The organism is Methyloceanibacter methanicus (assembly GCF_001723285.1).
In the GTDB taxonomy this organism is placed as follows: Bacteria; Pseudomonadota; Alphaproteobacteria; order Rhizobiales; family Methyloligellaceae; genus Methyloceanibacter; species Methyloceanibacter methanicus.
Map to the genome: position 1 here is coordinate 16,444 of NZ_LPWG01000012.1, position 22,929 is coordinate 39,372.

Consider the following 22,929-nt stretch of genomic DNA (forward strand, 5'->3'; position numbering starts at 1 on the left):
GCTCCCCGTCATCATCTTTCCAAGGCATGAAATTTTCTGCATAGATTCGCCCTAATCTGGATAACTTATGCAAAGATAGCAGCAAAAAATGTTGTCATTCATTCGCATTTCCCGTTGACCCTGTGACATAGAGGCCCTAGGGTGCGCGGCCTAATCCGGCGTTTTTGCCATTACCAATCGAGTTCTACCGGGCAGCGGCTGGTCCAGCCGCTGGGGCCCGGTTTTGTCAGTGGAAAGAGACATGTCAGCCACCGAGAACGGCTCAGTCAAAATGACCGGCGCGCAGATCGTGCTTCAGGCGCTCGCCGATCAAGGCGTGGATCACATCTTCGGCTATCCGGGCGGGGCCGTGCTGCCGATCTACGACGAGCTATTCCAGCAGGACCGGCTCCAGCACGTGCTGGTCCGCCACGAGCAGGGCGCGGTCCACGCGGCCGAAGGCTATGCGCGCTCGACCGGCAAGGTCGGCGTCGTGCTCGTGACGTCGGGCCCAGGTGCGACCAACGCAGTCACGGGGCTCACGGACGCGCTGATGGATTCGATCCCGGTGGTTTGCATCACGGGTCAGGTGCCGACGCATCTCATCGGGAACGATGCCTTTCAGGAATGCGACACGGTCGGCATCACGCGCCCCTGCACGAAGCACAACTATCTTGTGAAGGACGTCGACCAGCTCGCCGAGGTCTTGCACGAGGCATTTTACGTCGCGCGCTCGGGGCGCCCGGGTCCTGTCGTGGTGGATATCCCCAAGGACATCCAGTTCATGACCGGGACTTACAAGGGCGTCTCGAACTCGCAGCATAAGAGCTACGTTCCCCCGCGGCAGGGCGACCCAGCCGCCATCGAAGCGGCCGTAAGCGCGATGGCCAATGCCAAGCGGCCGATCTTCTATACCGGCGGCGGCGTCATCAATGCGGGGCCGGCGGCCAGTGAGAGTCTGCGCGAGCTCGTGCGCATGACCGGCTATCCGATCACCTCGACCCTGATGGGACTCGGCAGTTATCCGGCCTCGGACAAGCAATGGCTCGGCATGCTCGGCATGCACGGTACGTTTGAGGCCAACAACGCCATGCACGACTGCGATGTCATGGTCTGCATCGGCGCGCGCTTCGACGACCGTATCACTGGCCGGCTCGATGCGTTTTCGCCCGGCTCCACCAAGATCCACGTGGACGTCGATCCGTCCTCGATCAACAAGAACGTTCATGTCGACATCCCGATCGTCGGCGATTGCGCGTACGTGATCGATCAGATGATCGCGGCGTGGAAAGCGCAGAACCCGTCGGTCGACAAAGAGGCGCATGCGCGCTGGTGGGAGCAGATCGAGACCTGGCGCAAGCGCAAATGCCTGCACTACCGGAAGAAGAGCGACGTGATCATGCCGCAATACGCCATCGAGCGGCTCTTCGCGCTGACCCGCGATCGCGACACCTACATCACCACGGAAGTGGGCCAGCATCAGATGTGGGCGGCGCAGTACTTCCATTTCGACGAGCCGAACCGGTGGATGACGTCCGGCGGGCTCGGCACGATGGGCTACGGCATTCCGGCCGCGGTCGGCGTGCAGATGGCGCATCGGGATTCGCTCGTCGTCGACATTGCAGGCGAAGCTCGGGTGCTGATGACCATGCAGGAGATTTCGACGGCGGTTCAATACGACCTGCCCATCAAGATCTTCATCCTGAACAACGAGTACATGGGCATGGTCCGCCAATGGCAGGAACTGCTCCATGGCGGCCGCTATTCGCACTCCTACAGCGAGGCGCTGCCGGACTTCGTGAAGCTGGCGGAGGCCTATCACGCCGTCGGCATTCGCGCGGAGAAACCCGGCGAGCTCGACGACGCGATCCTGGAGATGATCAAGACGCCGAAGCCGGTCATCTTCGACTGCAGGGTCGACAAGCACGCCAATTGCTTCCCGATGATTCCGAGCGGCGAGGCGCACAACAACATGCTGATGGGCGACGACCTGACGGAAGAGGACATCGAGAACGCCATCTCCGAAGAAGGCAAGGTAATGGTCTGATGGGGCAGCCCGGTTCCGCCTATTCGCTCGAGAAGCCTGAACAGAGCCTCGAGACACACACGATCAGCGTGCTCGTGGACAACGAGCCCGGCGTGCTCGCGCGCGTCATCGGCCTGTTCTCGGGCCGGGGCTACAATATCGAGTCGCTGACCGTGTCCGAGACCGAGCACGAGGCGCATCTGTCGCGCATCACCATCGTCACGACGGGCACGCCCATGGTCATCGAGCAGATCAAGAATCAGCTCGACCGGCTGGTGCCGATCCACTCGGTCACGGACCTCACCGTTTGCGGCGAGACCATCGAGCGGGAGCTGGCGCTGGTGAAGGTGGCGGGCGTCGGCGAGAAGCGGGTGGAGGCGTTGCGGCTGGCCGAAGCGTTCCGCGCCACGGCCATCGATGCCTCGCTCGAGCATTTCGTGTTCCAGATCACCGGGCGCCAATCGAAGATCGAGCAGTTCGTCGCGCTGATGCAGCCCCTCGGCCTGGTCGAAGTCTGCCGCACCGGCGTCGCGGCCATCGCCCGCGGGGCGGAGCGGATGTAATCCGTCGCTTGCGTTTTCGCCGGTCCGGCGGCACAACCCGGACCCAATGGTGACAGCCGAGTTTTGAAGATATTGAAATTCTAGAACGTAGAGGAACAGGGATGCGTGTCTATTACGATCGGGATGCCGATCTCAATCTCATCAAGGGGAAGAAGGTCGCCATCATCGGCTATGGCAGCCAGGGCCACGCCCACGCCCTGAACCTGAAGGATTCCGGCGTTGCCGAGGTGGCTATCGGCCTGCGTCCCGGCTCCAGCTCCGCCGCCAAGGCCGAAGGCGAGGGGTTGAAGGTCATGAGCGTCTCCGAGGCCGCCGCCTGGGCCGACGTCGTGATGATGCTGACCCCGGACGAGCTCCAGGCCGAGATCTGGGAGAAAGAGCTCAAGCCCAATATGAAGCAGGGCTCGGCCCTGTTCTTCGCCCACGGCCTGAACATCCACTTCAATCTCATCGAGCCGCGCGCGGACATGGATATCTGCATGGTCGCACCCAAGGGCCCGGGCCACACGGTGCGTGCCGAGTACAAACGCGGCGCCGGCGTGCCGTGCCTCGTGGCCATCGCCCAGGACGCCACGGGCAACGCGCACGACCTGTCTCTGTCTTATGCCTCCGCGATCGGCGGCGGCCGGGCGGGCATCATCGAAACGACCTTCCGCGAGGAATGCGAGACGGATCTCTTCGGCGAGCAGGCCGTGCTCTGCGGCGGCCTCGTCGAGCTGATGCGCAATGGCTTCGAGACCCTGGTCGAGGCGGGCTACGCTCCCGAAATGGCCTATTTCGAAACCGTGCATGAGGTGAAGCTGATCGTCGACCTCATCTACGAAGGCGGCATCGCCAACATGAACTACTCGGTCTCCAACACCGCCGAATACGGCGAGTATGTCTCCGGCCCGCGCGTTGTCACGGGCGAGAGCAAGGCCGCGATGAAGGAGGTCCTCGCCGATATCCAGAGCGGCACCTTCGTGAAGAACTGGATGCTCGAGAACAAGATCAACCAGCCGAGCTTCAAGGCTATGCGCGCCAAGTGCGACAGCCACGAAATGGAAGTGGTCGGCGAGAAGCTGCGCGCCATGATGCCGTGGATCGCCGAGAGCAAGATGGTCGACAAGTCCAAGAACTAGTCGCGTCGCGACCCTCTTTGGAAGATACCGAAATGGCCGGGTTCGTCCCGGCCATTTTCTTTTGTGCCGGCGGCGCGAACCGGAGCCCCTTGGTCTAAGCTGACGCCATCGTCACACGGGCGCAGAAGTTCCAGGACACGATGCCCAAGTTTTGAGGGCCGCAAGGGCAGGGGACCCCATGTACATCACCCGGATCGCCAAGATCGTCATGGTCGCGTGTCTCGCAGTCTTCTGTCTGCTGGTCGTGTTCGGCAATCTCACCGACTACCAAGCCAATTTTCTGTTCGTGAAGCATGTGATGAGCATGGACACGACCTACCCGGGCAATACGCTGATGTACCGGGCCATCACCAGTCCCGAACTTTGGCATGCGGCCTATGCGCTGATCATCGCCGGCGAAGCGCTGGCAGGCGTCCTGTTCCTGGCCGGCGCCATCCGCCTGTTTCAGGTCCGGCGGGACCCGGGCGCCGTCTTCGACAGCGCGAAGGGCTGGACGATCGCAGGCGGGCTGGTCGCGTTCCTGGTTTGGTTCTTCGGTTTCATGGTCGTTGCCGGCGAGTGGTTCCTGATGTGGCAGTCTGAAACCTGGAACGGTCAGCCGGCGGCGTTCCGCTTCTATCTCACGGCTCTTGCGGTCCTCGTGTTCGTCAATCAGCCTGATGGCGACTTGCCCGAGACGGTCACGGCGGATGCCGGGTCCAAACCGGCCCGGGCGCCCGCAAAGAAGAAGGCGCCGGCCGGCAAACGGGCAACGGCCAAGACACGTGCAACGGCCAAGACCCGCGCATCGGCCAAGAACAAGAAGAAGACGGCACCGAAGACAAGTACGACTTCGCGGGGCGCGCGGGCTGCAGCGAACGAGGCATAAGGGGAGTGAAGCGATGGACAGCAGCGAGTTCGAGGCGTTTCTCAAGAGCTTCTACGCCGCCCGCATCCAAGGGGAGGTCGAGGCGCTGGGGGCCATGTTCGCCGACGACGCCCAGTTCCGGATCGTCGGATCGCCCGAGTTCAGCATGTTGGCGACCTCGGTTCAGGGACGCGAGGGCATCACGGGGCTGTTCGGGACCATCGCCGACAGTTTCGGCCTGGACGAATTCGCCATCGAAGATCTGCTGATGGATGGGAACAAGGCGGCGGTCCGCTGGAGCGCCCGTGTCCAAAATATCACATCCGGCGACACGTTCACGACGGAGCTGGCCGACTTCATTGAAATCGACGGCGGAAAAATTATATCGCTCAGCGAGTTCCTCGATACGGCCTTGGCCGGATAGAGGTTATCCCCGGCCGACACTTTCCCGTGAGCTCTGCCATGTCAGAGCCGGAATTCGGTGGTCGAATGCGATTTTGATGCGCATAATCGGGCAATTCGACCGGAATCCAAGGGATTCGGGCCGGATGTGCGGGGAGAAGGAGCTGTAGGCTTGGGGACGATGGACCAGGGGTCCAGAGGGAGCTATCGAATGACAGCAGCCGGCTTGAGATCAGCCGCCATCGGGGTTGCTTTCGCGGTCTCGTTCGGCGCCCCAGCCGTTGCGGCGGAGCCCGACGGTCCCGCCGAGCTCGTGACCCGGTCCGAAGCCGTCCGCGTCTCCGTACAGGATCAGGTCGGCGCCGTGACGATGAAGGACGCGGCCGAGCAGATCGCCCTTGCCGAGTATTACTCCGTCCCGGACCGGAAGCTGCTGTGGGTTGGCGAAAACGGCCTGAATGCCCGCGGCAAGGCCGTCCTCAAGGAAATCGCCAAGGCCGACGATTACGGGCTCCGCGCCGCGGACTACAAATTGCCGAACCTTGCGGGTTTTGATGCGAGCGCCCCCGGTGCGGTGGCCAAGCTCGCCGATGCCGAACTCAAGATCAGCGCGGCGGTCATCGAATATGCGCGCGATGCGCGGGGCGGCCGGATCAAGCCGCAGGATCTGAGCGAGAGCCTCGACCCCAGCATGTATTTGCCGGACCCGGCCGAGGTCATCGGCTTCATCGCCATCCGGTCCGACCCGGCGGCCTATTTGCGGAGTTTTCAGCCCACGCATCCTCAGTTCGAGGCGTTGCGCCGGCAGCTGATCGCCGAGCGCCGCGGGACAGCGGCGCCCAAGCCGGTCGCCGACACGCCCGAAGACGTGGAGATCCCCGCCGGGCCAACCCTCAAGCTCGGCGTCAAGCACGGCCAAGTGGCTCTGTTGCGGAAGCGCCTCGAGACCCCGGCCAAGGAAGGCGCCGACGAGTATCTCTTCGACAACGACTTGCACCAGGCCGTGCTCGCGTTTCAGAAAGCCCAAGGCGGCAACGCCGACGGCATGGTCGGATCCGGCACGCGGCGCATGTTGAACGGGCAGGGCTCGGGGGCGGCGCCGGCCGTGACGGGGCAGCAGAAGATCGATCTGCTGCTCGTGAACATGGAGCGTTACCGCTGGCTCCCGCAGGACATGGGCGCGTTCTACGTCAACGTGAACATTCCCGAATTCAAGGTGCGGGTGTTCAAGGAAGAGAACCCCGTTCACGAGACGCGCGTGATCGTCGGCAAGACGCATACGCAGACGCCGGTCTTCAGCGACGAGATGGAAGAGATCGTGTTCCGCCCGAATTGGTATGTGCCGAACTCGATCAAGCAGAATGAAATCGCGCCCTATCTGCGCCGGGGCAGCGGGTTCTTCTCCAGCGGCTGGGATACGTCCGTCCTGCGGCGGCAGGGCCTGCGCATCCGCGGCGCGAACGGCCGCGACATCGACCCCGACCGGGTCGACTGGAGTCGCAACGATATTCGCCGGTATGAGCTTTATCAGCCGCCGGGACCGCGCAACGTGCTGGGGCTCGTGAAATTCCGCTTCCCCAATTCGCACGATGTCTATTTGCACGACACCACCCAGAAGAACCTGTTCTCCAACTCGGTGCGTGCCTTCAGCCACGGCTGCGTGCGGGTCCAAAATCCGGACAGGCTGGCGACCGTCCTGCTCGGCCACGACCAGGACTGGACGGCGGCGCGGGTCTCGTCGGCCATGCATAGCGGGGCCGATGCGAACAAGATCGCGATCAGGAACCGGATTCCCGTCTACATTACCTATTTCACGGCGATCGTGGGCGAGGATGGAGAACTGGAGCGGTACAAGGACGTGTACGGGCACGACAGGCGGATGGTCGCCGCGCTGAAGGGCCAGCCGATCCCGGGGGGCCTGCCGAGCAATGTCACGGTGACGCACAATCCGGGCGAGCGCAGGGCGACCCGGCGCGCCTCCCGGCGTGGCAACAACCCGTTTGCGGCGATCTTCGATTTCTAGGCGATCTTCGATGTCTGAAGAACGCTCGCGCGCTCACTTCGAGAGCGGCATGAACAAGGCGATCGCCAAGCAAGTGGCGGCGCCGACAATGATGTTCATCGGGACGCCAATGCGCAGGAAATCGCTGAAGCGGTAGTTGCCCGAGGCATAGACCATCGTGTTGGTTTGATAACCGATGGGCGTGGCGAAGCTGGCGCTCGCGCCCATCATGATGGCGACGAGGAACGGCCTCGAGTCGAGGCCAAGACTTTCGGCCAAACCGATAGCGATGGGGGTCAGCACCACGGCCACGGCGTTGTTGGTGATAAGCTCGGTCAGAACCGCAGCCAGGAAGTAGACGACCGCGAGCAGCACATAGCCCGAGTTCCGGCCCAATACCGGTTCGATCGCGCCCACGATGGCCTCCACCGCGCCCGTCTTGTCCAAGCCGACGCCGATCGCGAGCATGGCGAAGATCAAGACCAGGATGCCGCCATTGATCGACTCCCAGGCCTCCTCGGCATCGATGCATCGCAGCAGCAGAATGGCGGCCACGCCGAGCACGGCCAGGCCTCCGATGGGCATGAACTTCAAGGCGGCCAGCAAGACGACGGTGACGAGGGTAATGATCGCGACGGGGGCCTTCTTACGCCGGAAGCTCCGGGAGCGGGGTTGGGACATGTTGATGAAATCCGCTTCGTCGGCGGCCGCGGCCAGCCCCTCGGGCGTGCCTTCCAGGAGAATCCGGTCGGCGGCGCGCAGTTGAACCGACTCGAGGTCGATGCCGGGCAGGTAGCGATGACGGCTGATGCCGAGGAGGCGGACTCCAAATCGCCCGAGCCGCATGGCTGTCACCGTGTGGTGCGTCCCGCGGCCCGGTGCCAGCACCGCTTCGACGATGATGTGATCCCGGTCGGTCTCGCCACCGCCAACGCCAAGGATGTCGAATCCGCGTTCGCCGTGCAGCGTGAGCACCTCGGGCATGGTGGCTTGGATGACGATGCGGTCGCCGGCCTCGAGAACATGGTCGGCGAGCGTATCGCGGCTCGCCTTGCCGTTACGGTACACGGCCAGGAGCTGGATCCCATCGCGGTTCAACTCCTTGATTTCGCCCAGGGTCTTTCCGGAAAAGCGGGAGCCGTCGCACACCGTCAGCTCGGTCAGGAAATGCACTTTGCCTTCTTCGTCCATCAGGTCCGCCGCGCTCATGCGCGCGGGCAAGAGCACGCGCGCCAGGAGCAGCATCGTGCTGCATCCCACCACCGCCGCCACGAGACCGACCGGCGTGATTTCGAAGATGGAGAAGGCGGGAAGCCCTTGCTGCCGCGCGACGCCGTCGACCAGCAGGTTGGTCGAGGTTCCAATCAGCGTGCAGGTGCCTCCGAGGATCGCGGCGTAGGAGAGGGGGATCAGGAGCTGCGTCGGTGCCATATTTACCGTGCGCGCGAGCCGCACGGCGATAGGGATGAGCACCATGACCACCGGCGTGTTGTTCATGAAGGCCGAGGCGGCCATCGTGCCGAGGAGAAACAGCACCAGGACCGTCTTCGGGCGCTCTTCGGCATGGGACGTGACCCACGAGGCGGCCGCTTCCAGGGTGCCGGTCCTGACCAGCGCGCCCGACAGGATGAACATGGCAGCGATCGTGATCGGCGCGCTGTTCGAGAACACGCCCATCAGATCCTTCGTGTCGATCAAGCCGAGCACGAGGAAAGCGGCCGCACCGGCCGTCGCCACCACGGACGGCGGGTAACGTTCGAAAAGGAAAGCGAAAAACGTCGCGGCCAGGATGGTGAGCGCGATGCCGGTTTGATACTGGTCGATGAACTGTGCCAAGTGGTGTTTGCCGCCCTGTTGCCGCGATTGCGCGGACTTTGATCAATGTTGCATCGCCTGTCTACGAGACTGTCCCGCCGCCGCATACCATGGTGCCGGGTCCTTGTGCGAGTTCTCTCCATGGAAGAGAGGCTTGGCGGGCCTGGCGTTTTCGGGCCCGGTTGACGAGGGGGCAAATTTGCCAAACTTGCCGTCCGCCGGACATTCCCGATCATGCCGGTTGGGTCAATGCGGCGTCTTGCTCTTGCTCTTCTTGGCGGTTCACCTTATTTTCCGCTCATCGCAGGCTTCCGTAGGGCCTTCGCGGAGAAGGGTTCATGACGCAGCGCTTTGAGAAGCAGAATCGTGACGGGCTGGGTGGCATTGCGCTACCGCGGCCGTCTCTGCGCGCGCGCGCCCTTCCGCTCCTCCTTATGTGCCCCTGAGCACCGGCAGTCTCGGGTCGACCGAGGCGGGCGTCAGGGGACAGCGAAACGAACCCACGAAGTCAAAGGCTCATCCGGTCACAATTGACCGAGCGCCATTCGTTTTAAGGACGAGCACATGAATACGGACACCAAAGCGCGCGACGAAAAGGACCGCGTCATTATTTTCGACACCACGCTGCGCGATGGGGAACAATGCCCCGGCGCCACGATGACCTTCGAGGAAAAGCTGGAGGTCGCCGAGCTCCTCGACGAGATGGGCGTGGATGTCATCGAGGCGGGTTTCCCGATCGCCTCCCAGGGTGACTTCGAAAGCGTGCAGGAGATTGCGCGGCGGGCCAAAAACGCCGTCATCTGCGGTCTGGCGCGTGCTCAGCCGGGCGACATCGACCGCTGCGCCGAGGCCGTCCGGCCTGCCGCGCGCGGTCGCATCCACACCTTCATCGGCACCTCGCCGCTTCATCGCAAATACCAGATGGATATCGATGAGGCGGAGTGCCTGTCTCGGGTGACGGCCTCGGTGAGCCGTGCGCGCGGCCTGACCGACGATGTCGAATGGTCGGCGATGGACGCAACGCGCACGGAAGAAGACTTCCTGTGCCGCTGCGTGGAGGCCGCGATCAAGGCGGGCGCCACGACCGTGAACATCCCGGACACGGTCGGCTACGCCTACCACGACGAGTTCGGCGATCTCATCCGTATGCTGCGGGAGCGGGTTCCCGGCGCGGACGAAATCGTCTTCTCCACCCATTGCCACAACGATCTGGGCCTGGCCGTCGCCAACTCCCTCTCGGGCGTGAGCGCCGGCGCGCGCCAGGTCGAATGCGCCGTCAACGGGCTGGGCGAACGCGCGGGCAATGCGGCGCTGGAAGAGGTTGTCATGGCGATCCACACCCGGTCGGATGTGATGTCCGTGTGGACCGGCGTCGACACGACTCTTCTGACCCGGGCCTCGAAGCTCGTGTCGCGGGTGACGGCATTCCCGGTCCAGTACAACAAGGCCATCGTCGGCCGGAACGCGTTTGCCCATGAGAGCGGCATCCATCAGGACGGCGTGCTGAAACATGCGGGCACGTTCGAGATCATGACGCCCGAGAGTGTCGGGGTGAAGGAATCCTCCCTGGTAATGGGCAAGCATTCCGGACGCCACGCCTTCCGCGAGAAGCTGAAGGAACTGGGCTACGAGCTCGGCGACAATGCCTTCGAGGACGCTTCGGTGCGCTTCAAGGGCTTGGCCGACGTCAAGAAGCATGTCTACGACGAGGACATCGAAGCCTTGGTCGACCAGGAGATCGCCTCGGCGCAGGACCGCATCCGGGTCACCTCGCTGACTGTGATTGCCGGAACGGGCGGCCCGCAGAAGGCGACGATCACGCTCCACATCGACGACAAGCAGCATATGTACGAGGCGGTCGGCGACGGCCCGGTAGACGCGACGTTCCAGGCCATTCGCGCGCTCGTACCGCACGAGGCGCGGCTGGCCCTCTATCAGGTGAGTGCCGTGACCGAGGGCACGGACGCGCAAGCCGAGGTGACGGTGCGTTTGGAGGCCGACGGCAAGATCGCCACGGGCCGGGGGTCCGACACGGACACGATGGTCGCTTCGGCCCGGGCCTATGTCAGCGCTCTGAACAAATTGCTGGCGCGCGAGGCACGGCGGAAGCCGGAGACCATGCTCGCCTCTTAGGGCGCCTGCCTCGTTTTCGAGCGTGTCCCACGACGGCAACCGGCCGCGGCGGATCCCGTCGCGGCCGACCGGGGCGGTCCAACGTCCCGCTGCTCAGCATGTGGGCATTTTCGGACGGGCGGCGCTCTAAGGTGGCGCGTGCGGACGCGCCTCTGCCACCGGTCCGTGCGCGGTGTAAAAAGTTTTTGCGAAAGAACCAGCTCACGCATTGCCCATGGGACCGATTTGACGCAACATATTACGCGTTGCGGCGGAGTGCGAACCCCTTGATTGGGGGCGTTTTCTGTCGTTCGGGATGTCTTCGTCCGTCACGGGCGGCCGGGTCGGCGGCCCAGAGCGGATATCAGTAGCGTTTGAGGCTCGCCGTCGGGGCGAGCGAGTGGGGCGGTGTATGTTCTCGTGGTTGGGCTCTTCCGCGGACATGGCCATTGACTTGGGCACGGCGAACACAGTCGTCTATGTGCCGGGACGCGGGATTGTCTTGGACGAGCCCTCCGTGGTCGCCATCGAGCAGCGCGGCGACGTTCAGAAAGTCATCGCCGCTGGCCACGAGGCCAAGACGATGCTCGGCAAGACCCCCACCAAGATCGAAACCGTTCAGCCGCTCCGCGATGGGGTGATCGCGGACTTCAACGCGGCTGAGGAGATGATCAAGTACTTCATTCGCCGTGGGAACAAGCGGCGCCTGTTCGGCAGCCCCCGGGTCATGATTTGCGTTCCGGCGAGTGCCACCTCCGTCGAGCGCCGCGCGGTCCACGAGGCCGGGCTCTCGGCGGGCGCCCGGCGCGTCTACCTGATCTCCGAGCCCGTGGCCGGCGCGATCGGGGCGGGCCTTCCGATCCATGAGCCACGCGGGTCCATGGTGGTGGACATTGGCGGCGGCACGACCGACATCGCCGTCATGTCCATGGGCAGCGTGATCTACTCGAAGTCGATCCGCACCGCGGGCAACGCCATGGACGAGGCCATCGTCAACTATGCGCGTTTCAAGCATCACCTGATGATCGGGGTCCCCAACGCCGAGGTTGTCAAAAAAGAGTCCGGCTCGGCCGTGGCGAAGGCGAACGGCACGCATGCGGCCATCCGGCTGAAGGGCAGGGACCTGCAGCGCGGCTTCCCGGCGGAGATCACGCTTGGGCCCCATGAGATCGCGGACGCGCTGACGCTGCCCATCCAGCAGATCGTGGGAGGTATTCGTCAGGCGCTCGCCGACGTGCCGCCGGAGCTGACGGCGGACATCGCCGAATCCGGCATCTATCTGACAGGGGGCGGCGCGCTGCTCGAGAAGCTCGACGTGCGCCTCCAGCAAGAAACCGGTGTGAAATTCAAGATCGCGGAGGATCCGTTGCGGAGCGTTGTCCGGGGAACAGGCATCGCGCTCGAGCGGCTGGATGAGATGGCCGATCTCCTGATTAAACCGTAGCCGGATGTGTTATAATGGCTTCGTCTAGTCGCGAGGCCTCTTAGGTGAGGACAAGGCACCCCTTGAGGGTGCTTCAGTAGACTGAACGCCAATGCCCAAGCGCAGCCCATCTCTGTTCCAAAGACACCGGCCTTCCTGGACGGCCCCGGTCGAATTGCTCAGTTTTGGCCTTTATTTTCTCTGCGCGGTGCTCCTGGTTCTGAGCCGGATCGGTCATGGAGCCCTGGCGGATGCGCGCGACGAGCTGGTCGACTTGTCCGCGCCGTTGCTGGAGCTGGCTTCAGTGCCGGCCATCGAAGCGCGCCGCGCCATCGATCGCGTCCGTCTGCACGTCCGTGTTCACCAGAACGGGGTCGAGGAAATCGACCGGCTGACCAAGGAGAACGACGAACTCAAGCAGTGGCGATGGCGGACGCAGCTCCTGGAGCGCAAGGTGGCACACCTGCGGAAGCTCCTGCACGCGGCCGAGGACCCCGCGCTCGTCTATGCCTCGGGCCGTGTCATCGCCGATGCACGCGGCCCGTTTGTCCGCAGCGCTTTGGTCAATCTCGGGCGGCAGGATGGCGTGCGGATCGGTTACGCCGTGATCAACGGCGACGGGCTCGTGGGGCGGACGGTGGAGGCGGGCGACAACGTCGCGCGCGTCCTCCTGTTGAACGACCTAAACAGCGTATCCCCGTTCTTGTGGGGCCAAGAGGCGCCCGCGCCATGGCGCTCGGAGACAATGGCGCCGAGTTGCAGCTTGGCTTCCTGGAAGCGGGCGCGGAAATCGAGCTGGGCGATGAGGTCTACACCTCGGGCAGCGACGGCGTCCTGCCGCGGGGCCTTGGGGGTGGGCGTGGTCGCCGGCAAACCCGGCGCCTACACGGTCCGCCCATTCGCCGAGCTCAATTCGCTCGATGTCGTCAGTGTTCTGTTCTTCGACGCGCCGGCCCTCAAACGCACAGATCCTGCGGTCGTGGCCGACAAGGGCGGGGCCTTGTCCGCTGCGCCGCGACCGGAGCCGGAGGACGATCGGACCGCGGCCGGTCCAGCCGTGCCGTTGCCGCCCGTCGCCTCCATGGCGGCCCCTGCCGCTTCCGTGTCTCCACCTGTGGCTTCCATATCCCCACCTGTCGTGGGACAGGCGCAAGCTGAGCGATGACGCGGTTCCTCCCGGCGTTCTCCGTGTTGATAGCGGTGATCGCCACCGCCGTGCCTTGGGGATTGCCGGCCGACGCGACATTCGTTCTGCCGCTGCTGGTGGTCATGATGGTGTTCTGCTGGCGCGCGATTCCGGATACGGAGCTTCATCCGGCGGCCGCGGCGGTCCTGGGGCTGCTAGCCGATCTTCTCAGCGGCGGCCCCTTGGGCTTCTGGGCGCTGATGTGCCTGATCGCCGCGACGGTCGGATTGAGGCCCGGCGCCTTCCGCGAGCGCCGTGATCTCTGGCTTCAGTGGCTCGCGTGGACGGCCCTCATCTGCACGCTCGGCCTGTTCGGCTGGCTCCTGGCAAGTCTCTATTATCTCCGCTGGATCGATTGGTGGCCGATCGCATTTGGCGTCGCGGCCTCGATCGTCTTCTTCCCGCTCGTGCTCTATGGCCTGCTTTGGGTCGAAACCGGGCGCATCGGCCATACGCGCCACCGAATCTTCCGGAGCGCGTCATGAGCAAGTCGAGGGCGCTTCACTACGGCGCGAAAAAGAAGCCCGACTACGCCCGCAGGCAAAGCTACCGCTTCTCGCGGCGCGCGCTTCTGGTCGGCGGCGCGCAGGCCGGTCTGTTTGGTTTGCTGGGCTGGCGCCTGCATCAGCTCCAGATCAAGGACGCGTCCGACTACCGGCTCCTCTCCGACGAGAACCGCCTGATGGTCCAGCTCGTGGCGCCGTCGCGCGGATCGATCCGCGACCGCACCGGGGCTCTCCTGGCCGAGGACAAGGAGAACCTGCGCCTCCTCGTCTTGCCGGCGTTCTGCAAGAGTCTGCCCGAAACGCTCGACAGGCTCTCGCGGATCGTCCCGATCTCCCGGGCCACGCGCGACCGAGTCAAGCGGGCAGCCGTTCGCCAGAGCGGTTACTATCCCGTGCTCGTGGCCGAAGGGCTGACCTGGCGTCAATTCGCGTTGCTCAACGTGCTGGCACCGCAAATTCCCGGACTGCAGACCGACCGCTCAGCCTACCGCAAATATTATCACGCGCGGCCCATGGCGCACCTGGTGGGCTATGTGGGCATGGCCGGCAAGGGGGAGGTCGATCTCGACCCCGTCATGCGGCTTCCCGGATTCCGCGCGGGGCCGGTCGGGCGCGAGAGGACGTTCGACGAAGAGCTGCGCGGCACGCCGGGGACCCAGAAGTTCGAGGTGGATTCGCGCGGGCGCGTCGTGCGCGAACTGGGGGCGACACCGAGCACGCCGGGCAAGGATCTGGTGCTCAGCATCGACCATCATCTGCAGACCATGGCCCAGGAGCGTCTGAAGGAGCATCGGGTGGCCTCCGTGGTCGTGCTCGATGTCGAGACGGGCGGCATCCTCGCACTGGCATCGACGCCTACGTTCGATCCCAATGACGTGGTCTTCAAAGTCGATCCCAAGGCGTGGGCCCGAATCGCGCGCGCCCAGGATCAGCCGCTCCAGAACCGGGCCATTCGCGGTCAGTATCCGCCGGGCTCCACCTTCAAGGTCGTGACGGCCCTGGCCGGGCTTCATGCCGGCGTGATCGACGCGCGTGAGACCATGCGCTGCCCCGGCGTCTACAGGCTCGGCCGCGCCCGGTTCCGCTGTTGGAAGGCCCATGGCGGCGGCATCAATGTGCACCAGGCCATCAAGCAGTCCTGCGACGTGTATTTCTACGAGACCGCGAAGCGCATGGGGATCGACCACCTCGCGGCCGTCGCCCGTCACCTCGGCATGGGCCGGGTCTACGATTGCGGTCTGCCGGGCCAGAAGCAGGGGATCATTCCGGACGTGGCCTGGAAGAGGGCGCACCTCATGGAGCCCTGGTATGGCGGCGAAACGGTCATCGCCGGAATCGGCCAGGGCTTCGTCTCGTCCACGCCGCTCCAGCTCGCCGTCATGGCGCGCGGGTCGCCACCGGCCGCGCCGTACTGCCGAAGCTCGTCCTGTCTCCGGACGACCCCGGACCCCGAATGGCCGCTGCTGCAACTCGATCCGGGACACCTCGAGATCGTGCGGCGCGGGATGATCGGCGTCGTCAACGAGCCGGGAGGGACCGCCCGCCGTTCGGCGCTGGAGATTCCCGACGTGCTGATGGCCGGAAAGACCGGAACCTCGCAGGTCGTGAACGCCCGCAACGAACACAAGCTCTCGCCCTATGAGCGCGAGACCCACGCGCTCTTCGTCGCCTACGCGCCGGCCGACAAGCCGCGCTATGCGGCCGCGTGCGTGGTGGAACATGGCGGCGGCGGTTCGCGTGCCGCGGCCCCCATCGTCAAGGACGTCATGACCGAAGCGCTTCTGCGCGACGCGGCGAAGCGCCCGGTCTTTGCAGCCGCGAGCACCGGGACGGGCTCCGGCCGGATCGCCGTCGTGGAGGATGGCGGATGAGGATGCTGTTCGCGCAAGCCCCGGCCGTGAAGCTGGATCTCGCCAAGAAGCTTCTGCTGCTGAACTGGCCCTTCCTGGCGTTGGTGACAGCGATCGTGCTCGTGGGGATCGCCGCACTCTATTCGGTGGCCGGCGGCTCGTTCGATCCTTGGGCTTCACGCCAGGTCCTGCGCTATTGCTTCGGCCTGGCGCTGCTCTTCGCCATCGCCTTTTCGGACATACGGTGGTGGCTGAAAGGGGCCTATCCCCTGTTCCTACTTGCGCTGGCGCTCATGGCGCTGGTGCCGCTCATCGGTGTCGAGAGCGGGGGCGCGCGGCGCTGGCTGGGCGTAGGCGAAGCGAGCTTTCAGCCCTCCGAGATGATGAAGATCGCCTTGGTCCTCGCGATCGCGCGCTACTATCAGTGGCTCCCGCCGGAAAAGATCTGGCGTCCTGACGCCTTGATTCCGCCGCTCCTGATGATTGGCGTGCCGGCTCTTCTCGCGCTCTCCCAGCCCGATCTCGGCACTGCCGCGCTGTTCGCGATCATCGGCGCGGGCATGATGTTTCTGGCCGGTGTCAGCTGGTTCTATTTCGCGGGGGCGATTGCGGGTGTGATCGTGGCTCTGCCCCATGCCTGGGAGATGCTGCACGACTACCAGAAGGAGCGCGTGCTGACCTTCTTCGATCCCGAACGCGATCCGTTGGGATCGGGCTATCACATTCTCCAGTCCAAGATCGCTATCGGCTCGGGCGGATTGAGCGGCAAGGGCTTCATGAACGGCACCCAGGCCCAGCTCAACTTCCTGCCGGAGAAGCACACCGACTTCATCTTCACGATGTTCTCCGAGGAAATGGGGTTCGTCGGCGCCGTCGTGCTGCTGGCGCTCTATCTGCTGGCGTTGGCGTTCATCACCTTCATGGCGCTCAGGTGCCGCAGCATGTTCGCCAAGCTCGTTGCGGGCGGCATGGGGCTGACGCTGTTCGCCTATGTCTTCATCAACGTGGCCATGGTCACGGGGCTCGTGCCGGTGGTGGGCGTGCCCCTGCCGCTCGTGTCCTACGGCGGCACCTCGATGCTGACCATGATGATCGGCTTGGGTTTCGTGCTCAACGCGCATGTCAATCGAAGGGTCACGTTCCGCCAATCCGAGCTCGGCGGGCTCTGGTAGCCCGAACCGCAAATTTTTGGCTCGCGCGACCTGGACAGGCGGCCCGCCGGAGTGCTAAAGGCACCTCCCTTGGCGCTTCCGAAGCGCCGGGCCGCGTCGCACGACGACAGGCTCTGAGGGCGCATAGCTCAGTTGGTAGAGCAGCTGACTCTTAATCAGCGGGTCCAAGGTTCGAGTCCTTGTGCGCCCACCACTCTTGTGGGGAACACACGTCCCCAGGAAACCGTAGCAGCGATACGTCGTCCCCTTGGGCGAACGCTGATTGCTACTGTCGCAGCGGGGCACTTCTGCTGCCGTCATCCGGGCAGGCCTTGTGTTTCGTGCGCGATATGCGCCCTTCGCGCCAAAGCCAGAGGCTCGACCCACTCAGAAAGCTCATTCCACCTTCTCTATGTCTCCAGGCTCACGATTTCCGTCCAGCGCGATCCGTGCGGCGGCGTAGAGGCGCAAAGGTGCGATCATTGTGGTCGGTGCTCAGCAACCCCGCTGTCCTTGTCTAAGACAGAAGGTAGTAGAGCAGCGGCAACCAAACTACGGTTGTCGTTATGATGCCCTTGACGGTCTGATAGCCAATCCAAAGCCAGAAGACTGTGGACGCCGTGCGCGTAACGCTGTCGCCGGCAGCGCCTCTGTTCGAGAGAGACTTCGCGCGGATGGATACGCCAAATGGCCAGTGCATACGGATGCTCCGTTGGTCGAAAGCTACGTGTCAGTGATGGTTGTGAGCACCGTCGGTCGACGCTGCTCCCAATCCCATAACGCTGAAGATCACGTTCACAGCACCCGCATTCTCGAAAGTAAGAACACCAGAGAACTGATCCCCCTCCGTAAGCGGTTGCTTCAGATCCATCAGCATCAGGTGATAGCCCCCGGGCTTGAGGAGGACTTCGCCGTCCGCCGGCACCATCAGCCCATCCGGTATCCGGCGCATTTTCATCACGCCGCCTTCCATGGTCATCTCATGGATCTCGGTCTTGCCAGCCACATCGGTGGTCGCCGATACCAGTCGATCGTCCTGTTCGGAGCGGTTCCTTATCGTAGCGAAACCGACGCCGACTTTGACGCCACCTGGCGTGGCGCGCGACCACGCATTCTCAACCGAGATTGGCGCCGCGCCTGAGTGAGAAAATGCATAGAGTGGAAATATCGAGAGCACGCATAGTTGCACCAGAAAGGCCAGACGCCACGCCGGCTTGCGCTCTCGATGTCTACTTGGTCGAGCCATGGTTTCACTCCCTTGTGGGCTTCCTCAGTTTCTATTTTTCACGACGGGGCAAGCCGCTGAAATACGCGGCTATGTTGGCGATGTCCCTGTCCGATAAAGGCTTGGCCATGGACGTCATAGTCGGATCTTGGCGAACTTGGCCGCCCTTGTAGGCAGTCAGAGACCTTTCAAGGTATACGCGATCCTGCCCCGCGAGATGCGGAACGCCGGGCGCCTTGGAGACGCCGTTCTGGCCATGGCACGCAAAGCAAACAGCCGCGCGCTTTTGCCCTGCACCGCGTCGGCCATTTGCGCCTTGGCGGAACCTGAAACGAGCGCCATCGCGGCAATCACAAGTCCGGTTTTCAGGTGTGTGGTGAAATTCATCAGACTGCCTCCCATTAATAGGCGAATGTGTTTTCGATGAAGATTGCGATGCCGTAGAGAAAGAACACAGCGATCCAAACAGCCAGCACCGCCACCGCTCCTGTTCCCATTGCGGCGATCGAGCGATCGGCCTGATAGACGCCTTGCACGCGGCCGGCCCGGTATAGAAGCGACAGATAAAACCCTCCGACAAGGCCTCCGACGCCGGCAAGCGTGAGGAAGAACAGAGCCAAGGACGGCCAATCCGCGTTTATTTTCTGGTCCACGATCGAGTATCCGTAGGCACTGAGGTAAGTGGCGCGGACAACCTCCCGCCAAATTGCCAGGAGCAACAGAACGACCAATCCTCCGCACAACAGCAGATAGCCGTGCAGCTTGTCCGCGAAGAACGTCACTTCGAACCACAGCACGAGGAGAGCCGCACCCACGGCCCATCCGCCCGGCTGTACGATGAGATTGGAATCGGATGGATTGTCGAACTGCCACCAGACGAACAGAATGAGAGCGAACAAGCTGCCGCTGGCGCCGAGTTTCCGGCCCAACGGCCTCACAAAGCCGAGATAGCCCTCCGGCAGGTCCGGACGGCTTTTCAGATAGTCGTCATACGCGAGAAGGTAGAGACCGATCGCCGGGACCGAGAGCGATATGATGAAGAAATAGCGCGGCCACTGTATGGCATGGAGATAAGCGCCGCGGGTATCGACGACCCCATCGGGCGCATACCAGTCCATCCATTGTCCGGGCAGCAGAGCCTGATAGGACAATGCATGCATGATCAGCCCATCGAGCAAGAAGAGCAGAAGGGCAATTACCGCGAATATGCCGATATGGCGCTTGGCGCCCTCCTTGTTGCTGAAGTAGAAGGCAAACCACAGGCAATAAGCGATAATCAGTGTAAAAATGAACCCTATGGCCCACCCCGCCGACAGCACGTTCGAGGCGTACCATTGTGGGTCGTAGATGACCTGGGTAAAGAGAAGTGGCGCCACGCCAAGTACGATCAATAGCGATACGCCAACCTTTGCGACCTTGGTCATGGCAATTGACAGACGCGTCCAATATGGACCCGTGTCACGCCGCCAAAACGCGTAGATGGCGAGACTCGCCGCGCCCAGCGTGAGAGTCACAAAGGCAATATGAAAGACCCAGGTCACGATCATCAAGATCCGGAACAGCTCCGGATGAGCGGGAATCCCGGCGGGATCCCGCATGACATTCATTACGGTTCCAATATCCATTGCTATTTCCCCTCGCGCTCTATCAATGCCGTGATGGGCGCCGATGTGTGGCTTGCAGCACTTTTCTCAAGCGTGCCTGCGTTCACCGACGCCAAATAGGCGGCGATAGCATCGACTTCTTGGTCCGGTAGATCGATTCGCGGCATGTAGGGCGCCGCTCCATGCTTGAGCGGACCGCGAAGGAAGGCTGCAATCATGTCCTTGTCCGGCGAGCCGTAGAGCTTGTCGGGGATGCTGCGAAGCGGCGCTCCAGGTTCCAACGCATGGCAGTTCGCGCAGGCGATCTTCGCTAGAAGCTCTCCCACTTCGAGCCGGTTGTCGTCCGTGACTTCACGGAGCCGGTCGGGGATGAAGGGATGCAGCTTGAGAAGCCCCTTTTCGGCAATGAGATCCACCTCCCCACGGATGGACTTGCCGGGTACGTCGCGGGCAATGACTTGGTTGGAGTAGATGTATTGCCCTGCCACATACGGCTTGCGCATGCTCTCGCGCATCCGCTCCTCGGGCCAGACACCCAGCACCGCAATCGCCAGAAACATCGGGACCGCGATATAGAGTTTGAGCCGGTGCGGCTTCCACCACACGAAGACGAGATACGCCGTGGTCGCCACGAAGATGCCGATCATCGTGTTTGCATAGGCCGGGATCAGGTAGGCCTGCAGCATGACTTTGGCGTTCGTGGGCAGGGTTTGCAGGTAGTACAAAAACATCATCACCGAGAAGAGCCCGCCAAGCAGACCAATCGGCGCGATAACCCGGATGACGCCCCGCTTCAGATCTTCGTCCTTGATCCCCGCTGCGACCATAAAGCCTACGACAGCGGCCATGACGAACATGGAGCCGGTGCGGACTCCAAGATGGGCGAAGAAGTTGATGTTGTAGAAGGCGTCGTTGGTGGACCCCGTCAGGTACCAGCCTTCATTTCCCGGCCACATCATGAAGGAGAGGATGCCGACAATGAGCAGCATCGTGGCCCATGAAGCCAAGGCAAACGACCAAGTGAGCTTGAGATGGGTAAGCCGGTCGACCTTGCCGATAAGATAGACGAGCGCGTAGACGCCAATGACCTCGACGGTGAAGTAGACCCATTCGGCCGCCCATACCCAGACGAAATTGTGAATGAGCCCGCTTACGCCGCGCGGGCTTGCGACGGTGATCGCGTACCAGATGCCCGGACCGGTGATGGAGCCGATGATGTACGAGAAAACGAGTAGAAACACCCCGTAGCGTTTGATGAATCCCATGATCTCGGGTTGATCGTCGCGGTAGGCTTTCGTCTCCAAGACCGCGAACAGAAACGCGGCGCCGACCGACGTATGAGACGCAACCACGTGGATCACGCCAATGATGCCCATGACCCACGCGGAGCCGATATAGGGCACATAGAAGGTTGGATACATGCCAAGCATGCTTGTTTTTCCCCAGCTAAGAACTTGAGTTCGGTTGTGATTCGGTCTCGCACCGCAGTGCTGCCGCTCCGACTGCGCCAAGCCACTCGCGATGCCGTGCTTGCAACCCAGGAGGACGGCCCAAGAGGACAGCCCTGAAGGGCAGACCGATGGGTCAGCTCAAGAGCCGCGCCCAAGCGGTCAAACCAAGGGAACTTGGAGCAAGCGATGCTGCGGCATGCCGGGGCACGAGCGTGTGCCGGCAGCCAAACACGATTGATTTGTGGAGACGCAGAAGCCGACTAGGTCCGAGGTGGACCGCGGGATTGTCCGTCGTAGGGGAAGTCGCTGTTCTCGGGAGCCCGGGCGAGGGCCCAATAGCGGACCGTGGTGGCCACGGACGATCGCAGGGCAATGGGGATCGCTGGAACCGACCCGAGGCCCGGGGCGGCCGTCAACCGGCAGGCATCGCAGACCTTGGGGCACTTATCCGTCGCCGGGGTGGATGTATCCGACGATCCAGCGGTACGGCCGCTACGACAGATGACGGGCACCGTTCCGTCCGGCAACGCGTAGACGACGAGATCATTGGGGGAAGAGGGCGCCGCGACCGTACGGTGTGAGAACGGCAGCAGAAGCATCCCCGCCGCATACGCGATGGCAACGGCGACTCGGATCCATGACGTCTTCCGCACTCCCAACATGGCGGGACCATAAGCCACGTTGGCGCCTCCGCGCGCTGCGACAAATTACGTCAGCAATGAGAATTGGGAAGACTTCCTGTTGCGGCGCAGAAATATCTTCTGGATCCAATGCGGCGATGCAGCACCCAACCGTTCGTTTGCATTCGCCATCGCTTTTTTCGATATCGACGGCCTGCCTCCAGCGGAGAGCTGGGCACCACTCGATCCGAGCGTCGACTGAGCCCTATCCGACCGTCTCACCGTAGGCGTTTCCGACACAGGGACGTATACGGACGACGTTTCCGATAACATGTCCGCTTTGGGTCATGAGCAGGCATCTGGCCGGCCGAACGGTCGGGAGGTATCGCGCGGAAACCGGATGGGATCATCGTTGTCCCTCGCGATCGCTAGGGGATGGGACCGGCGAAACCGCTTCGAGAGCTTGGTTCCACTTTGCCAGCGCGTCGAGCAAGCGGTTCGCCATTTCTCCGCTTGGCTCCGCCAAGCCTCAACATAGTCGACGGGTAGGGGCCGGACGTCTTCGCCAACGCTCGGCGAACATGTCGGCTCTCATCTGTATTTCGGACAAGGATTGCGCACTGAGCCTGAGCTAGCTATCGGCCTATGCAGAATGTCTCGTGAGCCCTAGTCTGAATCAGGCGACATCTTGCCACCACGCTTGGGGCGGTGTTGTTTGAGAACGTCTTGCAGAGCGTCGAGGCGTTCGGACCAAAATCCTTGATAGGCGTCCAGCCACTCATGGGCCTCACTGAGGGCATCCGCGTTCAACCGACAAATATGTTCGCGACCATTGACCTCGCGGTCTACGATTCCGGCTCTTTCCAGAGCCTGAACGTGCTTGGATACGGCCGCAAGGGACATGTCGAATTTCGGTGCAAGCTCGGTGATCCTGTAAGGTTTCTTGGACAGCATCCTGACGATGTTCCGCCGCGAAACGTTCGCCAGCGCATGGAACACGTCGTCCAATCGGTTGCGGTGATACTGAACCATCGCCTTATGCGCCT

18 protein-coding genes and 1 tRNA gene are annotated in these 22,929 nt (G+C 63.0%); 13 read left to right on the forward strand and 6 right to left on the reverse strand.

The annotated features are described in order from the left end of the window. Positions 1-241: 241 nt before the first annotated feature. The 6 genes from AUC68_RS09765 to AUC68_RS09790 all read left to right on the forward strand — a co-directional run bounded on the left by AUC68_RS09765 (position 242) and on the right by AUC68_RS09790 (position 6,961). Positions 242-2,026, forward strand: a complete 1,785-nt coding sequence (locus AUC68_RS09765; RefSeq protein ID WP_193407085.1) for an acetolactate synthase 3 large subunit — start codon at positions 242-244, stop codon at positions 2,024-2,026. Then, positions 2,026-2,568, forward strand: coding sequence for an acetolactate synthase small subunit (gene ilvN, locus AUC68_RS09770; protein ID WP_069437487.1), 543 nt, complete (start codon positions 2,026-2,028; stop codon positions 2,566-2,568). The genes AUC68_RS09765 and ilvN overlap by 1 nt, the downstream gene beginning before the upstream one ends. A 101-nt stretch (positions 2,569-2,669) precedes the next feature. Next, entirely contained in the window at positions 2,670-3,689 is a 1,020-nt protein-coding gene (gene ilvC / locus AUC68_RS09775; RefSeq protein ID WP_069437488.1) for a ketol-acid reductoisomerase, read from the forward strand. A 178-nt stretch (positions 3,690-3,867) separates the two neighbouring features. Continuing rightward, positions 3,868-4,557 carry a DUF2165 family protein gene (locus AUC68_RS09780; RefSeq protein WP_069437489.1) on the forward strand — a complete coding sequence of 230 codons (690 nt, stop codon included), beginning with the start codon at positions 3,868-3,870 and terminating at the stop codon, positions 4,555-4,557. A gap of 13 nt (positions 4,558-4,570) precedes the next feature. Then, the gene (locus AUC68_RS16430; protein ID WP_069437490.1) at positions 4,571-4,960 is read left to right on the forward strand and encodes a nuclear transport factor 2 family protein; all 390 of its coding nucleotides are present in this window, start codon (positions 4,571-4,573) and stop codon (positions 4,958-4,960) included. 189 nt (positions 4,961-5,149) lie between these two features. Continuing rightward, entirely contained in the window at positions 5,150-6,961 is a 1,812-nt protein-coding gene (locus AUC68_RS09790; protein ID WP_069437491.1) for a L,D-transpeptidase family protein, read from the forward strand. A 33-nt stretch (positions 6,962-6,994) separates the two neighbouring features. Here AUC68_RS09790 and AUC68_RS09795 read toward each other — a convergent pair whose 3' ends face one another. Next, positions 6,995-8,776, reverse strand: coding sequence for an SLC13 family permease (locus tag AUC68_RS09795; protein WP_069437492.1), 1,782 nt, complete (start codon positions 8,774-8,776; stop codon positions 6,995-6,997). Between the two features lie 543 nt (positions 8,777-9,319). Between AUC68_RS09795 and AUC68_RS09800 the strand changes: the two genes are divergently transcribed. From AUC68_RS09800 to AUC68_RS09830, 7 genes are all read left to right on the forward strand, one after another. Further along, positions 9,320-10,888 carry a 2-isopropylmalate synthase gene (locus tag AUC68_RS09800; RefSeq protein ID WP_069437493.1) on the forward strand — a complete coding sequence of 523 codons (1,569 nt, stop codon included), beginning with the start codon at positions 9,320-9,322 and terminating at the stop codon, positions 10,886-10,888. Positions 10,889-11,309: 421 nt separating this feature from the next. Beyond that, positions 11,310-12,311, forward strand: coding sequence for a rod shape-determining protein (gene mreB, locus AUC68_RS09805; protein WP_280138548.1), 1,002 nt, complete (start codon positions 11,310-11,312; stop codon positions 12,309-12,311). Between the two features lie 91 nt (positions 12,312-12,402). Beyond that, complete coding sequence (gene mreC / locus AUC68_RS09810; protein WP_069437495.1) at positions 12,403-13,455, forward strand: rod shape-determining protein MreC; 1,053 nt, start codon at positions 12,403-12,405, stop codon at positions 13,453-13,455. Continuing rightward, positions 13,452-13,961, forward strand: coding sequence for a rod shape-determining protein MreD (mreD, locus tag AUC68_RS09815; protein WP_069437496.1), 510 nt, complete (start codon positions 13,452-13,454; stop codon positions 13,959-13,961). Before mreC ends, mreD begins: the two co-directional genes overlap by 4 nt. Continuing rightward, positions 13,958-15,853 carry a penicillin-binding protein 2 gene (gene mrdA, locus AUC68_RS09820; RefSeq protein WP_069437497.1) on the forward strand — a complete coding sequence of 632 codons (1,896 nt, stop codon included), beginning with the start codon at positions 13,958-13,960 and terminating at the stop codon, positions 15,851-15,853. Before mreD ends, mrdA begins: the two co-directional genes overlap by 4 nt. Further along, positions 15,850-17,004 carry a rod shape-determining protein RodA gene (gene rodA / locus AUC68_RS09825; protein WP_069437498.1) on the forward strand — a complete coding sequence of 385 codons (1,155 nt, stop codon included), beginning with the start codon at positions 15,850-15,852 and terminating at the stop codon, positions 17,002-17,004. Before mrdA ends, rodA begins: the two co-directional genes overlap by 4 nt. Positions 17,005-17,121: 117 nt before the next feature. Then, positions 17,122-17,197 (forward strand) — tRNA-Lys (locus tag AUC68_RS09830). A gap of 516 nt (positions 17,198-17,713) precedes the next feature. Here the strand turns inward: AUC68_RS09830 and AUC68_RS09835 are convergent. The 5 genes from AUC68_RS09835 to AUC68_RS09860 all read right to left on the reverse strand — a co-directional run bounded on the left by AUC68_RS09835 (position 17,714) and on the right by AUC68_RS09860 (position 22,882). Beyond that, a complete protein-coding gene (locus AUC68_RS09835; RefSeq protein ID WP_069437499.1) occupies positions 17,714-18,229 on the reverse strand; it encodes a copper chaperone PCu(A)C in 516 nt (171 codons plus the stop codon). 31 nt (positions 18,230-18,260) lie between these two features. Further along, positions 18,261-18,722 carry a c-type cytochrome gene (locus tag AUC68_RS15960; RefSeq protein WP_244500504.1) on the reverse strand — a complete coding sequence of 154 codons (462 nt, stop codon included), beginning with the start codon at positions 18,720-18,722 and terminating at the stop codon, positions 18,261-18,263. Next, a complete protein-coding gene (locus AUC68_RS09845) occupies positions 18,610-19,833 on the reverse strand; it encodes a hypothetical protein (RefSeq protein ID WP_069437501.1) in 1,224 nt (407 codons plus the stop codon). The genes AUC68_RS15960 and AUC68_RS09845 overlap by 113 nt, the downstream gene beginning before the upstream one ends. A 2-nt stretch (positions 19,834-19,835) precedes the next feature. After that, positions 19,836-21,242 carry a c-type cytochrome gene (locus AUC68_RS09850; RefSeq protein ID WP_069437502.1) on the reverse strand — a complete coding sequence of 469 codons (1,407 nt, stop codon included), beginning with the start codon at positions 21,240-21,242 and terminating at the stop codon, positions 19,836-19,838. Positions 21,243-22,549: 1,307 nt separating this feature from the next. Beyond that, on the reverse strand, positions 22,550-22,882 hold the full coding sequence (locus tag AUC68_RS09860; RefSeq protein ID WP_342027479.1) for an ArsR/SmtB family transcription factor: 333 nt from the start codon (positions 22,880-22,882) through the stop codon (positions 22,550-22,552). Positions 22,883-22,929 lie beyond the last annotated feature (47 nt).

Bases quoted from the DNA above. Each gene is read 5' to 3' on its own strand.
- AUC68_RS09765 (WP_193407085.1), top strand. From the start codon at position 242: ATGTCAGCCACCGAGAACGGCTCAGTCAAAATGACCGGCGCGCAGATC.
- ilvN (WP_069437487.1), top strand. From the start codon at position 2,026: ATGGGGCAGCCCGGTTCCGCCTATTCGCTCGAGAAGCCTGAACAGAGC.
- ilvC (WP_069437488.1), top strand. From the start codon at position 2,670: ATGCGTGTCTATTACGATCGGGATGCCGATCTCAATCTCATCAAGGGG.
- AUC68_RS09780 (WP_069437489.1), top strand. From the start codon at position 3,868: ATGTACATCACCCGGATCGCCAAGATCGTCATGGTCGCGTGTCTCGCA.
- AUC68_RS16430 (WP_069437490.1), top strand. From the start codon at position 4,571: ATGGACAGCAGCGAGTTCGAGGCGTTTCTCAAGAGCTTCTACGCCGCC.
- AUC68_RS09790 (WP_069437491.1), top strand. From the start codon at position 5,150: ATGACAGCAGCCGGCTTGAGATCAGCCGCCATCGGGGTTGCTTTCGCG.
- AUC68_RS09800 (WP_069437493.1), top strand. From the start codon at position 9,320: ATGAATACGGACACCAAAGCGCGCGACGAAAAGGACCGCGTCATTATT.
- mreB (WP_280138548.1), top strand. From the start codon at position 11,310: ATGGCCATTGACTTGGGCACGGCGAACACAGTCGTCTATGTGCCGGGA.
- mreC (WP_069437495.1), top strand. From the start codon at position 12,403: ATGCCCAAGCGCAGCCCATCTCTGTTCCAAAGACACCGGCCTTCCTGG.
- mreD (WP_069437496.1), top strand. From the start codon at position 13,452: ATGACGCGGTTCCTCCCGGCGTTCTCCGTGTTGATAGCGGTGATCGCC.
- mrdA (WP_069437497.1), top strand. From the start codon at position 13,958: ATGAGCAAGTCGAGGGCGCTTCACTACGGCGCGAAAAAGAAGCCCGAC.
- rodA (WP_069437498.1), top strand. From the start codon at position 15,850: ATGAGGATGCTGTTCGCGCAAGCCCCGGCCGTGAAGCTGGATCTCGCC.
- AUC68_RS09835 (WP_069437499.1), bottom strand. From the start codon at position 18,229: ATGGCTCGACCAAGTAGACATCGAGAGCGCAAGCCGGCGTGGCGTCTG.
- AUC68_RS09845 (WP_069437501.1), bottom strand. From the start codon at position 19,833: ATGGATATTGGAACCGTAATGAATGTCATGCGGGATCCCGCCGGGATT.
- AUC68_RS09850 (WP_069437502.1), bottom strand. From the start codon at position 21,242: ATGCTTGGCATGTATCCAACCTTCTATGTGCCCTATATCGGCTCCGCG.